Genomic DNA, 16808 nt, shown 5'->3' on the forward strand with positions numbered 1-16808 from the left:
CTGTTGGCAGTACTGGAAGAGAAAGATGTGCAGCTCGCCGTCAAGGGCGACCAACTGGTCGTCAGCGGCAAGCGACAGTCCCTCATGGAGCCCGCCGTGCTGGCGCTGTTGCGCGAGAACAAGGCGGCATTGATCGAACTGATCAATGCCGGCGAGTATTACAGCGGCAAGGCCGATGAAGTGGAGGTTCCCGCCCAGGCGATTGTGCCGGGCTGCGAGCGCATCACCCCGGAAATGTTGCCGCTGATCAAACTCGACCAGGCAGCCATCGAAAGCATCGTTGCCCGCGTCCCTGGCGGCGTGCGCAATGTGCAGGACATCTACCCGCTGGCGCCGTTGCAGGAAGGCATTCTTTATCACCATATTGCCGCCGAACAAGGCGATCCATACGTGCTACAGGCACAGTTTACGATTGCCAGCCGGGAGCTTTTCGACGAGTTCACCACGGCCTTGCAGCAGATCATCGACCGCCACGACATCCTGCGTACCAGCGTGGTATGGGAAGGCCTGGACGAGCCGGTTCAAGTTGTGTGGCACAAGGCTGATCTGGTGCTCAGCGAAATCATCCTTGAGCCTGACGCCGGTACCGCCAGCGAGCAGTTGCAACAACGCTTCGACCCACGGCATTACCGCCTCGATATCAGCCAGGCACCCTTGCTGCGGCTGGCCTTCACCCACGACGTGGCCAACCAGTGCTGGGTGGCGATGTTGCTGTTTCACCACATCGCCATCGACCATGCGGCGCTGGACCAGATCCATCATGAACTCCATGCGCACCTGAGCGGTCAGGCCCACACCCTGGGCGAGCCAGTGCCGTATCGCAACTATGTGGCCCAGGCCCGGCTCGGCGTCACGAACAAGCAGCATGAAGGGTTTTTCCGCGAGATGCTCGGCGACGTCGACGAGCCTACGCTGCCGTTCGGCCTGCACGATGTGCGCGGCGACGGCCATGGTATCGAAGAAGCGCATCAGACCCTGCCTTTAGAGCTGAGCCGGCGCTTGCGAAATCAGGCCCGACTGCAAGGGGTGAGCGCGGCGAGCTTGCATCACCTTGCCTGGGCACAGGTGCTCGGGCGCCTGTGCGGGCGCAGCAATGTCGTATTCGGCACCGTACTGCTCGGGCGTATGCGCGGCGGCGAGGGGGTTCGCCGGGCCTTGGGGATGTTTATCAATACCTTGCCGCTGCGGGTGGACGTGGGTGAGCAGGATGTGCGCGCCGGGGTCAAGGCGACCCATATACGTTTGACTGCATTGCTCGGCCACGAACACGCCTCGCTGGCGTTGGCCCAGCGTTGCAGCGGTGTATCAGCACCGACGCCACTGTTCAGCGCACTGCTCAACTATCGCCACAATTCAGCTGAAGCGGCGACCGATCAGGAAGTCACCGATCAGACCGCTCAACTCTGGGAAGGGATTGAGGTGAGGGGCGGCGAAGAACGCACCAACTACCCATTGATTTTATCCCTCGACGATTTTGGCGAAGGATTCAGCCTGAATGTTCAGGCTGTCACCGGTATCGGTGCCCAGCGGGTTTGCGGGTATATGCAGACGGCGCTGGAAAGCCTGGTGCATGCACTGGAGCAGACACCGCAGACGTCGTTGAACAGCTTGCCGATCTTGCCGGCCGACGAGCGTGAGAAGTTGCTGGTGCAGTTCAACGACACCGCGCTGGATTACCCGCAGCAACAGACCATTCACGGACTGTTTGAAGCACAGGTCGAGCGCACGCCAGATGATGTGGCCGTAGTGCATGGCGAACAACGTCTGACCTATCGCGAGCTTAACGAACAGGCCAACCGCCTGGCCCATGCCTTGCGCAAGCAGGGTGTGCAGCCGGATTCGCGGGTCGGGATTTGTGTAGAGCGCGGCGTGGAGATGGTCATCGGCTTGCTGGCGATCCTCAAGGCGGGCGGCGGTTATGTGCCGCTGGACCCGGCGTATCCGGTAGAACGAATTGCCTACATGTTGCAGGACAGCGCTCCGGCCGCAGTACTGGCACAAACCGCGACTCAGGGCTTGCTGGCCGACGTTTCAGCGCCTGTCATCAATCTTGATCTGAACGATTGGCAGGACCAATCCGTCCAGAATCCGCAGGTGCCGGGGCTGACTTCAGCGCATCTTGCCTACCTGATCTACACCTCGGGTTCCACCGGCCTGCCGAAAGGCGTGATGATCGAACACCGCAACACCGTTAACTTCCTCAGTTGGGCACACACGGCTTTCGACGGCTCTGCACTCGAAAAAACGCTGTTCTCCACCTCATTGAACTTCGATCTTGCGGTTTATGAGTGCTTCGCGCCGCTGACGTCGGGCGGCAGCATCGAAGTGGTCAAAAACGTCCTTGAGCTGCAACACGGCGAGCACGATATCGGCCTGATCAACACCGTACCGTCGGCGCTTAAAGCACTGTTGGACGTTGACGGGCTGCCGACGTCGGTCCATACGGTCAACGTCGCCGGTGAAGCGCTGAAACGCAGCCTGGTTGAATCGCTGTTCGAAAAAACTGGTGTGCAGCGCCTGTGCAACCTCTACGGCCCATCTGAAACCACCACCTACTCAAGCTGGGTGGCGATGGACCGCGAAGATGGCTTCGCAGCGCACATTGGCAAGCCAGTCGGCAATACACAGTTTTACCTGCTGGACGAACAGCAACAGCCTGTGCCACTGGGCGTTGCCGGTGAGATCTACATCGGCGGTGCTGGCGTGGCGCGGGGTTATCTGAACCGTGACGACCTGACTGCCGAGCGTTTCCTCAAAGACCCGTTCAGCCAAAACCCAGCGGCACGCATGTACCGTACCGGCGACCTGGGGCGCTACCTGCCAGACGGCAATATCGAATACCTGGGCCGTAACGACGATCAGGTGAAGATCCGTGGTTTCCGTATCGAATTGGGCGAGATCGATGCACGCCTGGCCAAACACCCGGCGGTCCATGAAGCGGTAGTCACCGCCCGTGAGGACATTCCGGGCGACAAACGCCTGGTGGCTTATTACACCGTCCAGGCAGCTCACACTGAGCCAGACATCGACAGCCTGCGCGGCTGGCTGCAGGAACAACTGCCGGCCCACATGATCGCTGCGGCCTACGTGCGTCTCGACGCAATGCCGCTGACCCCGAACGGCAAACTCGACCGCAAGGCCCTGCCAGCGCCGGACAGTGACTCACTGATCAGCCGTGGCTACGAAGCCCCACAAGGTGAAACCGAAACGCAGATCGCTGCTATCTGGAAAGACTTGCTGGGCGTTGAACAGGTCGGTAGACATGACAACTTCTTCGAGCTGGGCGGACACTCACTGTTGGCAGTCAGCCTCATAGGGCACATGCGTCAGTTGGGCCTGAGCGCCGATGTGCGTGCGCTGTTCGGCCAGCCGACGTTGGCCGCACTGGCTGCTGCGGTCGGTGGTGGCACGGCAGTCATGGTGCCGGCCAATCTGATCGCCGGGGATTGCAAACGCATTACGCCTGAGCTGCTGCCGTTGATCAATCTGACCCAGGTGCAGATCGATCAGGTCGTGGCAAGTGTGCCGGGTGGCGTGGCGAATGTGCAGGACATCTACCCGCTGGCACCGTTGCAGGAAGGCATCCTCTATCACCACCTGGCCGCCGAAAGCGGCGATCCCTATGTGTTGCAGACTCAGTTCGCCTTTGATAACCGCGAACGTATGGACGCTTTTGTTCAAGCGTTGCAAACGGTTATAGACCGTCACGATATTCTGCGCACCAGTGTGGTGTGGCAAGGCCTTGAGTCCCCGCTGCAGGTGGTCTGGCGTAAGGCCCAATTGCACCTTGAAGCGCTCGAACTGGATCCTGTGAACGGCGATATCGGCGAGCAACTGCACAGCCGCTTCGACCCGCGTCACTACCGCCTGGACATCGGTCAGGCACCGTTGATGCGCGTGGTCTATGCCGAAGATCCGCCCAACCAGCGGATTTGCGCGATGTTGCTGTTCCACCACATGGCCCTGGACCACACTGCGCTGGAAGTGGTGAAGCACGAAATACAGAACGGCTTGCTCGGCGATGCCGAAGCCTTGGCAGCGTCGGTGCCCGTGCCGTACCGCAACTATGTGGTTCAGGCACGCCAGGGTGTCAGCCAGGCTGATCACGAAACGTTCTTCCGCGACATGCTGGGCGATATCCTAGAGCCGACCCTACCGTACGGCCTGCTGGATGTGCAGGGCGATGGCAGCCACGTCAAGGAAGCCAGCCTGACGCTGGACCCTCAACTGAATCTGCGCCTGCGGGCTCAGGCCCGGCAGCAAGGCGTCAGCGCCGCCAGCCTGGTGCATCTGGCCTGGGGCCAGGTGCTCGGCACTGTGTCGGGCAAGCGTGACGTGGTGTTCGGTACGGTGTTGATGGGGCGGATGCAGGCCGGTGAGGGCGCCGAACGCGCCTTGGGCATGTTCATCAACACTTTGCCGCTGCGGGTTTCGGTAGGTGAGCAGGGCGTGCGTGACGAGGTCAAGGCGACCCATAAGCGCGTGACCGCGTTACTCGGTCACGAACATGCACCCCTTGCCCTGGCCCAGCGTTGCAGCGGCGTTGCCGCACCGACGCCGCTCTTCAGCGCTTTGCTCAACTACCGCCACAGTGCAGCTGCCAGGGTTTCCGAACAGGCGATCCAGGCCTGGCAAGGTATTCATGTTCTGAGCAGTGAAGAACGTGCCAATTATCCATTGAGCTTGAGCGTCGATGACTTTGGCGATGCTTTCAGCCTGAATGTACAGGCTGTGGCGGGTATCGATGCCAGGCGCATCTGCGATTACATGCAGACCGCCTTGAGTCATCTGGTCGAGGCCCTTGAATCCGCCCCGGATTCAGCCGTGTGCGACCTGCCGGTAGTGCCGGAAGCAGAACGTCGACAACTGCTGTTGGCGTTCAACGACACCAAGCAAGACTACCCGCGGCAGCAGACCGTGCACGCCATGATTGAAGCCCGGGCAGTCAGCGCACCCGAAAGTGTCGCGGCTCAGGTGGGCGAGCATTGCCTGCACTACGGCGAGATGAACCATCGCGCCAACGCCCTGGCCCATCACCTGATCAGTCTCGGCGTAGGTGTCGATGATCGCGTGGCGGTCATGGCCCGTCGCGGGCTGGACACGCTGGTGGCCATGCTCGCCGTCCTCAAGGCAGGCGCAGGCTATGTCCCGGTCGATCCGTCGCACCCTGACGAGCGCATTGCCTATCTGCTGACCGACAGCGCACCCAAAGTGATGCTGACCCAGCAGGCTCTGATGAGCCGTGTGCCGGAAGTATCTGCACCCGTCATCGCTTTCGACCGCCCTGAATGGCCGCAACGCCTGGAAAACCCGCAAGTGGCGGGGCTCAACCCCACGCATCTGGCTTACGTAATCTACACCTCCGGCTCCACTGGCCAGCCAAAAGGCGTGATGGTCGAGCACCGCACCCTCGGTAACCTGATCGACTGGCATTGCCAGGCCTTCGATCTCCAGGCTGGCAGCCATACCGCCAGCGTCGCTGGCTTCGGTTTCGACGCCATGGCCTGGGAAGTCTGGCCGGCGCTGTGTGCCGGGGCGACCCTGCACCTGCCGCCTGCGGACGTGAGCAATGAACAGATCGATGAGCTGCTCGACTGGTGGATCGCTCAACCGCTGCAGGTGGCTTTCCTGCCAACGCCGGTCGCCGAATATGCCTTCAGCCGCGACCTGTCTCACCCCACCTTGCGTACGCTCTTGATTGGTGGCGACCGTCTGCGCCAGTTCCAGCGCGATCCGGGCTTTACCGTCATCAACAACTATGGCCCGACCGAGGCCACGGTGGTCGCCACGTCGGGGCGTTTGCTGCCCGACGGCAGACTCGACATCGGCACACCGATTGCCAATACCCGCGTGTACCTGCTCGACGAGCATCAACAACTGGTGCCGCTGGGTGTGGCGGGCGAGCTGTACGTCGCCGGAGAAGGCGTGGCGAGGGGGTATCTGAACCGACCGGAGATGACCGCCGAGCGCTTTCTGCGTGATCCGTTCCACTCCGACGCCCGGATGTACCGCACCGGCGACCTGGCACGCTGGAACGCCGATGGCACTCTCGACTACCTGGGGCGTAACGATGATCAGGTGAAAATCCGCGGCTTACGCGTTGAGCTGGGTGAAATCGAAGCACGCCTGGCCGAACACGCCGATGTTCGTGAAGCCGTGGTGCTGTGCCGCCAGGATGTTCCTGGTGACAAGCGTCTGGTGGCGTATGTCACGACGCAGCAGCCTGAAACGGTGCTCGACATCGAACACCTGCGCAGCCATCTGCAAGGCACATTGCCGGACTACATGGTGCCGGCAGCCTACGTGCAGCTCGATGCGCTGCCGCTGACCGCCAACGGCAAGCTCGACCGCAAGGCCCTGCCAATGCCGGATGCGCAATCGCTGATCAGTCGTGGCTATGAAGCACCACAGGGCGAGGTTGAGATCCAACTGGCATCGATCTGGGCTGATGTACTCACGGTCGAACAGGTCGGTCGCCATGACCACTTCTTCGAACTGGGCGGCCACTCGCTGCTGGCAGTGAAATTGATCGAGCGCATGCGTCAGGTCGGCCTGAGTGCCGATGTGCGCGTACTGTTCAGCCAGCCTACGCTGGCGGCACTGGCGACAGCGGTCGGCGGTGGCACGGAAGTCGTGGTGCCGGCCAATCTGATTCCGGAACGCTGCGAACACATCACCCCGGACCTGCTGCCGCTGATCAGCCTGACTCAGGCGCAGATCGACTGCGTGGTAAAGCATGTGCCCGGCGGTGCTACTAACGTGCAGGACATTTACCCGCTGGCGCCTTTGCAGGCAGGTATTCTTTATCACCACATCAGTGCCGAGCAGGGCGATCCATACACCCTGAAAGCCCTGTTCAGTCTGCGCGACCGCGCACGACTGGACGATTTCAGCCACGCCTTGCAAGCGGTTATCAATCGTCACGATATCCTGCGTACCGCTGTACTGTGGGAAGGTCTCGACGAACCGGTGCAAGTGGTGCTGCGCCAAGCTGAAATGCACGTCACCGAGTTGTGCCTCGATCCGGTAAACGGCCCGATTGATGAACAGTTGCACGAGCGCTTCGATCCCCGGCATTACCGCCTCGATGTGCGTCAAGCGCCCTTGATGCAGATTGTCTTTACCCATGACCCGCTCAACGATCGCTGGCTGGCGATGCTGCTGTTCCATCACTTGGTCAATGACGCAACCTCGCTGTACGTGGTGCTGCATGAAATGCAGGCGCACTTGCTAGGTCAGGGTGCTTCTCTGGGTCAGAGCGTGCCGTATCGCAACTACGTGGCCCAGGCCCGGCTGGGTGTCAGCGATGCGCAGCATGAAGCTTTCTTCCGTGAAATGCTCGGTGATATCGACGAGCCAACGCTACCGTTCGGTTTGCAGGATGTGCAGGACGGCTGCGGTGACATCGAAGAGGCGAGCGTGATCCTGCCCGCTGAACTGAACCTGCGTTTGCGGGCTCAGGCTCGACAGGCAGGCGTCAGCGCGGCGAGCCTGATGCATCTGGCCTGGGCACGGGTGCTCGGCAGCGTCTCGGCCCGTGAACAGGTGGTGTTCGGCACGGTACTGCTGGGCCGTATGCAGGCCGGCGAGGGTGCAGACCACTCGTTGGGCATGTTTATCAACACCTTGCCACTGCGCGTCGATATCGGCGCGACGACGGTGGTCGAGGGATTGAAAGCGACCCACGGGCAACTAACGGCTTTGCTGGGCCACGAACACGCGCCACTGGTACTCGCCCAACGCTGTAGCGGCGTGGATGCCCCGGCGCCACTGTTCAGTGCGTTGCTCAACTATCGACACAGTGTCGTGAGCGACGTTTCAGCGGAAACCGCCACTGCCTGGGAGGGGATCGAGTCCTTCGGTGCCAAGGACCATACCAACTACCCGTTGACCCTGAATATCGATGACGTAGGCAACGGTTTCAACCTGACGGTACTGGTCAGCAGCACCGTCGGTGCCAAACGCGTCTGTGGCTACATGCAGACCGTGCTGGAGCATCTGTCGAATGCCCTGGAGCAGTCACCGTCCTCGACCCTCGACAGCCTGCCGATCCTGCCCGCTGCCGAACGTGAGCAGTTGCTGGTGACGATCAATGACACCGCGCGGGACTATCCGCAGCAACAGACCGTGCATGGCCTGTTTGAAGCTCAGGTGCGGGCGTCCCCCGAGGCTTGTGCGGCAATCCACGACGGCGTTGCAGTGAGCTATGCCGAACTCAACACTCGGGCCAACCGTCTGGCCCGGCATCTGCTGGGTCTTGGCGTGCAGCCGGGTGACAGCGTGGCGATTTTGCTGGAGCGCAACCATGACCTACTCGCCAGTCAACTGGCAGTGCTCAAGTGCGCGGCGGTGTATGTGCCGCTGGACATCAATGCACCGGTCGAACGTCAGGCATTCATGGTTGAGGACAGCCAGGCGCGTGTACTGCTCACTCACAGCCAAGTGTCGCTGGAAACCGCTGCACAGCGTGTCGATCTCGATGGTTTGCCCCTGAACGATCTGAAAGACACTGATCTGGCGTTGCCGCAGTCAAGCGAAAGTGTTGCCTACATCATGTACACCTCTGGTTCGACGGGTGTTCCGAAAGGTGTGCTGGTGCCGCATCGGGCCATAAGCCGTCTGGTGATCAACAACGGTTATGCCGATTTCAATGCAAAGGATCGTGTGGCATTTGCCTCCAACCCGGCGTTTGATGCCAGTACGCTGGATGTCTGGGCACCGCTGCTCAATGGCGGCTGTGTGGTGGTGATCGGGCAGAACGACTTGCTCTCCCCATTGAATTTCCAGCGCCTGCTGCTGGAGCAATCCGTAACCGTGCTGTGGATGACCGCCGGTTTATTCCATCAATACGCTTCGGGGCTGGGCGAGGCCTTTTCGCGCCTGCGCTACCTGATTGTCGGCGGCGACGTGCTGGACCCGGCCGTTATCGGCCGGGTGTTGGCGAATAATCCGCCACAGCATCTGCTCAACGGTTATGGCCCGACCGAGGCGACGACCTTTTCCGCGACCTACGAGATTGTTTCGGTCGGCAATGGCCCTATTCCTATTGGCAAACCCGTAGGCAACAGCCGCCTGTATGTGCTCGATAGCCAAGGCCAACCCGTGCCGTTGGGCGTGCCCGGCGAGCTGTATATCGGCGGGCAAGGCGTTGCCAAGGGCTATTTGAACCGTGATGAATTGAGCACCACGCAGTTTGTCGTCGATCCGTTCAATCCGTCGGAAAACGCACTGATGTACCGCACCGGCGATTTGGTTCGCTGGCGCGCCGACGGCAACCTGGAGTATCTCGGCCGCAATGACGAGCAGGTGAAGATTCGTGGTTTCCGCGTTGAACTGGGTGAAATCGAAGCGCGCCTGGCCGAACACTCCGCTGTTCGCGAAGCCGTAGTGCTGTGCCGTCAGGATGTGCCTGGCGACAAGCGTCTGGTGGCTTATTTCACCGCACACCAGCCTGTCGACATCGAACACCTGCGCAACCATCTGCAAGGCACGTTGCCGGACTACATGGTGCCGGCAGCCTACGTGCAGCTTGACGCTCTGCCGCTGACCGCCAACGGCAAGCTTGACCGCAAGGCGCTGCCAGTGCCGGATGCGCAAGCGCTGATCAGCCGTGGTTATGAAGCACCGCAAGGCGAAGTCGAGACCCTGCTGGCAGCGATCTGGGCGGATGTACTGACGGTCGAACAGGTCGGTCGTCATGATCACTTCTTCGAACTGGGCGGCCATTCGCTGCTGGCAGTGATGCTCATCGAACGCATGCGTCAGGTCGGCCTGAGTACCGACGTACGTGCGCTGTTCAGCCAGCCAACCCTGGCCGCGCTCGCCGCAGCGGTGGGCGGGTACACCGACGTGCAAGTGCCGGATAACCTGATCGTGCCGGGCTGCGAGCGTATTACCCCGGACATGCTGCCGCTGGCTGACCTCGATCAGGCAGGGATTGATCGGGTCGTCGCCAGCGTGCCGGGCGGCCTGGCCAACATTCAGGACATCTACGCCCTGGCCCCCTTGCAGGAAGGCATTCTCTATCACCATCTGGCTGCGGATGAAGGTGATCCCTACATCTTGCAGATGCTCTTCACGTTCGATGATCGCGAGTGCCTGGCCGGTTTCGCCGCGGCCTTGCAGAGCGTGGTCGAACGCCACGACATCCTGCGCACCAGCGTGGTCTGGGAGGGGCTTGAGCAGCCGGTGCAGGTGGTATGGCGCAACGCGAAACTGAGCCTGGAAGAGGTGGCCATCGATCCTCTCGACGGTGACGTGCTGACACGACTGCGCGAGCGTTTTGACCCGCGTCACTATCGCCTGGACATCGGCCAGGCGCCGCTGATGCGCATCGCCTATGCCGAGGACACCACCCACCAGCGTCTGGTCGGCATGTTGCTGTTCCACCATCTGGCGCTGGATCACACTTCGCTGGAAGTGGTGGTGGAGGAAATGCAGGCCAGCCTGCAGGGTCAGATCGAGCAATTGCCGGCCCCCGTGCCTTATCGCAACCATGTGGCACAGGCGCGTCTGGGTATCAGCCAAGCTGAACACGAAGCGTTTTTCCGCGACATGCTCGGCGACATCGACGAACCGACTCTGGCTTACGGCATACAGGACGTGCAGGGCGATGGCAGTGGCATCGAGGAAGTGAATCAGTTACTCGACAGCCAACTGAGCAGCCGTATACGCAGCATTGCGCGGCAGTTGGGGGTCAGCGCTGCAAGCCTGGCCCACCTGGCATGGGCTCAGGTGGCAGGTCGGGTCTCGGGGCGCGAAGAAGTCGTGTTCGGCACCGTACTGATGGGCAGGATGCAGGGCGGCAACGGTGCCGACCGGGCGCTGGGCATGTTCATCAACACCTTGCCGTTGCGCATCAGCGTCGGCAGCCAGAGCGCTCTGGCGGCGGTCAAGGTCACTCACCAACGCCTCTCGGCACTGCTGGGGCATGAGCATGCTTCGCTGTCGCTGGCCCAGCGCTGCAGCGGCGTGCCGAGTTCGCTGCCGCTGTTCAGCACCTTGCTCAACTACCGCCACAGCAACAACGGTGCGGCATCGACCGACACATTGTCAGCCTGGCAGGGCATTCAGACCCTGAGCATGGAGGAACGCACCAATTATCCGTTGTGCCTGAACGTCGATGACCTGGGCGATGACTTCATGCTCACCATTCAGGCCGTCAAGCAAATCAGTGCAACGCGCATCGGCGAGTACATGCAGGTTGCACTGCGCAGCCTGGTGGAAGCACTGGAACGCACCCCGCAAGCAGCGCTGAACAGCCTACCGCTGCTGCCGGACGATGAACGCGAGCTGTTGCTGACGGGTTTCAATGACACTGCCCATCCTTATCCTCGCGATGTGCTGATTCACCAACTGATCGAACACCAGGTCAACCAGCGTCCGGGTACTTGCGCCGTACGCGGCGACAGCGGACCGCTGCTCACTTACGCCGAACTCAACCAACAGGCCAACCAGCTCGCCCATCGCCTGATCGAGCTGGGCGTGGAGCCGGATACGCGAGTTGCGGTCAGCCTGCGTCGCGGACCGGAAATGGTCGTGGCGCTGTTGGGTATTCTCAAGGCCGGTGGTGCCTATGTACCGATCGACCCTGACCTGCCGAGCGCGCGTCAGGCCTATATGCTCGAAGACAGCTCGCCAAGGGCGGTGCTGACTACTCTGGACCTGAGCGAAAACCTGCCGGCCATGACGCTGCCTGTACTGATTCTGGATGACCACCAGGACAGCGCACAGCTTGCCGCACACCCGACCGGCAACCCGGATGCCAAAGCGCTGGGTCTTCAGCCCAATCATCTGGCCTACGTGCTGTACACCTCCGGTTCCACCGGCACGCCCAAAGGCGTGATGAACGAGCACCTGGGCGTGGTCAACCGCCTGCTCTGGGCGCGCGACGCCTATCACGTGGACAGCAATGATCGGGTACTGCAAAAGACCCCGTTCGGCTTCGACGTGTCGGTCTGGGAGTTTTTCCTGCCGCTGCTCGCCGGTGCCGAACTGGTCATGGCCCGTCCCGGTGGCCATCAGGACCCTGACTATCTGGCGCAGGTCATGAGTGACGCGGGCATTACCCTGCTGCACTTCGTGCCCTCGATGCTCGATGTGTTTCTGGAGCACCGCTCAACCCGCGACTTCCCGCAACTGCGCGGCGTGCTGTGCAGCGGCGAGGCCCTGCCTCGTGCGTTGCAGCGCCGCTTTGAGCAACACCTCAAGGGCGTTGAACTGCACAACCTGTATGGCCCGACCGAAGCGGCCATCGACGTTACTGCGTGGGAATGCCGCTCGACGGATCCGGGCGACAGCGTGCCCATCGGCCGTCCAATTGCCAACATTCAGATGCACGTGCTGAATGCCCTGGGCCAGTTGCAACCGCTGGGCGTGGCCGGTGAGCTGCACATTGGCGGCATCGGCGTGGCGCGGGGTTACCTGAACCAGCCGCAGCTGAGTGCCGAGCGTTTCATTGCCGATCCGTTTTCCAAGGACCCGCAGGCCCGCCTGTACAAAACCGGCGACGTGGGTCGCTGGCTGGCCAATGGTGCGCTGGAATACCTGGGCCGTAATGACTTCCAGGTGAAGATCCGCGGCTTGCGTATCGAGATCGGCGAAATCGAAGCCGCTCTGGCCAAACACCCGGCGGTCCATGAAGCGGTGATCACCGCTCGCGAAGACATACCCGGTGACAAACGCCTGGTGGCTTACTACACGCAGTCTGCCGAGCACACTGCTGTCGATATCGAAACCCTGCGCGGTCACCTGCAGCAGCAGTTGCCTGAATACATGGTTCCGGCCATTTACGTACTGCTCGATACCATGCCACTGACGCCGAACGGCAAGCTGGATCGCAAGGCGCTACCCGCACCGGACGGTGATGCGCTGATCAGCCGTGGCTACGAGGCGCCCGAAAGCGATACCGAGATGGCCATTGCGCATATCTGGCAAGACCTGCTGCAACTGGAGCAGGTCGGCAGGCATGACCACTTCTTCGAACTGGGCGGCCACTCTCTGCTGGCCGTGAAACTGATCGAGCGCATGCGCCAGATCGATCTGATTGCCGATGTACGCGTGCTGTTCAGCCAGCCGACCCTGTCAGCCCTGGCGGCGGCGGTGGGCGGCAAGGGGGCCGTCGAGGTGCCCGCCAACCTTATTCCCACCGACTGCGAGCGCATCACTCCAGACATGCTGCCGCTGGCATCACTGAGCCAGGACGACATCGACCGCGTGGCGTCCAGCGTGCCCGGCGGCATGGCCAACGTGCAGGACATCTATGCCCTGGCGCCGCTGCAGGAGGGGATTTTGTATCACCACCTTGCAGCGGTCGAGGGTGACCCGTACCTGCAATACGCACTATTTTCCTTCGACAATAACCAGCGTCTGCACAGTTTCGCCCAGGCACTGCAAGCTGTAATCGCGCGGCACGATATCCTCCGCACCGCCGTGCTTTGGGAGCGTCTCGAGGCTCCGGTGCAAGTGGTCTGGCGTGAAGCGCCTCTGATGCTTGATGAGCTGGTAATAGATCCGGCCGATGGCGAGGTCACCGAACAGTTGCTCAAGCGTCTCGACCCGCGTCACACGCGCCTGGACATCCGTCAGGCGCCGATGCTGCGCATCGGTTATGCCCACGACGCGGTAAATAATCGCTGGCTGGGCATGCTGTTGTTCCACCACCTGGTTGACGACGCCACGTCGCTGCGCATTCTCACCAGCGAAATCGAGGCGCACATGCTCGGCCAGCAAGCCTCGCTGCCGCCGTCCGTGCCTTATCGCAATTACGTGGCCCAGGCCAGACTCGGTGTAAGCCGCGAGGAACATGAGGCGTTTTTCCGTGACATGCTCGGTGACATCGACGAGCCCACGCTGCCATTCGGCGTGCAGGACGTGCAGGGCAACGGGCGCGGTATCGAGGAAGCATGCCAGCGGGTCGATATCGACCTGAGTCAGCGCTTGCGGGCGCAGGCTCGTCAACTCGGGGTCAGCTCCGCCAGCCTGTATCACCTGGCCTGGGCCCGTGTATTGGGCGCGGTGTCAGGCAAAGACGATGTGGTATTCGGCACCGTGTTGCTCGGTCGTTTGCAGGGCGGTGTCGGCTCCGACAGGGCGTTGGGAATGTTCATCAACACCTTGCCGCTGCGCGTCACGCTGGGTGAGCAGGGCGTGCGCAGTGGCCTGAAAACCACTCACGCACGGCTCAGTGGCTTGGTCGCCCATGAGCACGCCTCACTGGTACTGGCCCAGCGCTGCAGCGGGGTGCCCGCGTCAACGCCACTGTTCAGTGCCTTGCTTAACTATCGGCATGTCGACGCAGAGGTCAATCAGCAGGCTTTCGACGCCTGGCAGGGCATTGAACATCTGCACAGTGAAGAACGCACCAACTATCCGTTGACCCTTTCGGTCAACGATGAAGGGGTGGGCTTCAGCCTCACGGTCCAAACCATCGCCAGTATCGATGCGCAACGGGTCTGCGCGTATATGCAGACGGCACTGGAGAGCATGGTCAGCACACTGGAGCAGTCCAGCGAGATGCCTCTGGCAGGTTTGTCGGTTGTGCCGGCAGCAGAGCGTGAGCAACTGGTGTTCGGGCTCAACGCTACCGAGCTGGATTACCCGCAGCAGCAGACCATTCATGGCCTGTTCGAAGCGCAGGTCGAGCGCTCGCCGCAGGCTTTGGCGGTGGTGCATGGCGAACTGCGCCTGACGTATGGCGAGCTCAACGACCAGGCCAACCGCCTGGCCCATGCCTTGCGTAAACAGGGCGTTCAGCCGGATTCCCGCGTGGGGATCTGCGTAGAACGCGGGGCAGAAATGATCGTCGGCTTGCTGGCGATCCTCAAGGCGGGCGGTGGCTATGTGCCGCTGGACCCGGCTTATCCGGCCGAACGAATTACTTACATATTGCAGGACAGTGAGCCAGCGGCGGTGTTGGTCAAGGCAGCCACTCGGCATTTGCTGGCAGGCGTTTCGGTGCAGACCATCGACCTTGATGATCAGAGCGCCTGGCAACACGAATCCATACAGAACCCGGAAGTCGAGGGCCTGACCTCGGCACATCTGGCGTACCTGATCTACACCTCGGGTTCGACCGGTATGCCGAAAGGCGTGATGATCGAACACCGCAACACCGTTAACTTCCTGACCTGGGCGCACACGGCTTTCGACGGTTCTGCGCTGGAAAAAACGCTGTTCTCCACCTCGCTGAACTTCGACCTCGCGGTCTACGAGTGCTTTGCGCCGCTGACATCGGGTGGCAGCATCAACGTGGTGAAAAACGTTCTTGAACTGCAACACGGCGAACACGATATCGGCCTGATCAACACCGTGCCGTCAGCGCTGAAAGCGCTGCTGGAAATCAACGGGTTGCCAGGATCGGTTCACACCGTCAACGTCGCTGGCGAAGCGCTCAAGCGCAGTCTGGTCGAATCACTGTTCGAGACAACCGGCGTGCAGCGCCTTTGCAACCTGTACGGGCCGTCCGAAACCACCACTTACTCAAGCTGGGTGGCGATGGACCGCGAAGACGGCTTCGCTCCGCATATCGGCAGGCCGGTGGGCAACACCCGGTTCTATCTGCTGGACGAGCAGCAACAGCTCGTTCCGCGAGGTATGCCGGGTGAAATCTACATCGGCGGGGCAGGTGTGGCCCGTGGTTATCTGAACCGCGATGATCTGACCGCAGAACGTTTCCTGAAAGACCCGTTCAGCCAGCAGCCCGCGGCACGCATGTACCGCACGGGTGACCTTGGCCGTTATCTGCCGGATGGCAATATCGAATACCTGGGTCGTAACGATGATCAGGTGAAAATCCGTGGTTTCCGTATCGAACTGGGCGAGATCGAAACGTGTCTGGCCAAGCACCCAGGGGTACAGGAAACGGTGGTTGTCGCCCGTGAGGACGTACCAGGCGAAACCCGTCTGGTGGCGTATTTCACAGCGTCCGACCCTGCACGGCTACCGGAAAGCAGCGATCTGCGCACGTACCTGCAAGGGCTGCTGCCGGACTACATGCTCCCGGCAGCTTATATGCCGCTTGACGCGTGGCCGCTGACGCCGAACGGCAAGCTCGACCGCAAGGCCCTGCCGGCACCGGACAGCAGCGCACTTGTCTCGCGCGCTTACGAAGCCCCGGTGGGTGACGTCGAGATCAAACTGGCAGCGCTTTGGGCGGACCTGCTTAATGTCGAAAAGGTCGGACGTCATGACCATTTCTTCGAACTGGGCGGGCATTCTTTGTTGGCGGTGAGCCTGATTGAGCGCATGCGTCAGGCGGACCTCGAAGCTGACGTTAGAGTGCTGTTCGGTCATCCGACGCTTATTCAGGTGGCGGCGTCAGTGGGCAAGGTCAAGCGGCTGGAGGTGCCGGAGACGAAAATTCCGACGTTCAAGCGCAAACGCCGTATCTGAAGCCACGGCAACCACCCGACCGGTTTGCAAACGGTCGAGTGGTTGCCTTCCACCCTGAAGCCCTTCGCAACGCTTTCCCAACGTTTTCCCAACATCCCCCCTGCTTGTTCAGCCAAGCGCTCGCACATCGCTGCGTTGACGTCACCCTCAAGTCTTGTCCCAGCTTCCCACGACAGACAGTCGCCTGTGGATGCTCTAATTTTTGCGGCGTGTGGGAAGCACGGCGAATGGGAAGTTTCGTGTGTGTCATAGGATCGCAGCCCTTTATTGCTGCGGCTCCAATCATACCTGCGCCCGGATCCCGTTCTGTCTTCGAGTTTCGAAGCCCCTCCGTATTTATCGTGCGAAACACTGTTTGCGACACCGTGCCCCGGAGTCGTCAACCCTCTCCGAAATGAAAAACAGCAGGTTATTCG

General features: G+C 61.3%; 1 protein-coding gene. It reads left to right on the forward strand.

Annotated elements, in window-relative coordinates; genetic code table 11:
- Positions 1-27: 27 nt before the first annotated feature.
- Positions 28-16392, forward strand: a complete 16365-nt coding sequence (locus PI739_RS19325) for a non-ribosomal peptide synthetase (protein ID WP_408637179.1) — start codon at positions 28-30, stop codon at positions 16390-16392.
- Positions 16393-16808: the final 416 nt, after the last annotated feature.

This window comes from Pseudomonas cerasi (assembly GCF_027983475.1).
GTDB classification, from domain to species: Bacteria; Pseudomonadota; Gammaproteobacteria; order Pseudomonadales; family Pseudomonadaceae; genus Aquipseudomonas; species Aquipseudomonas cerasi.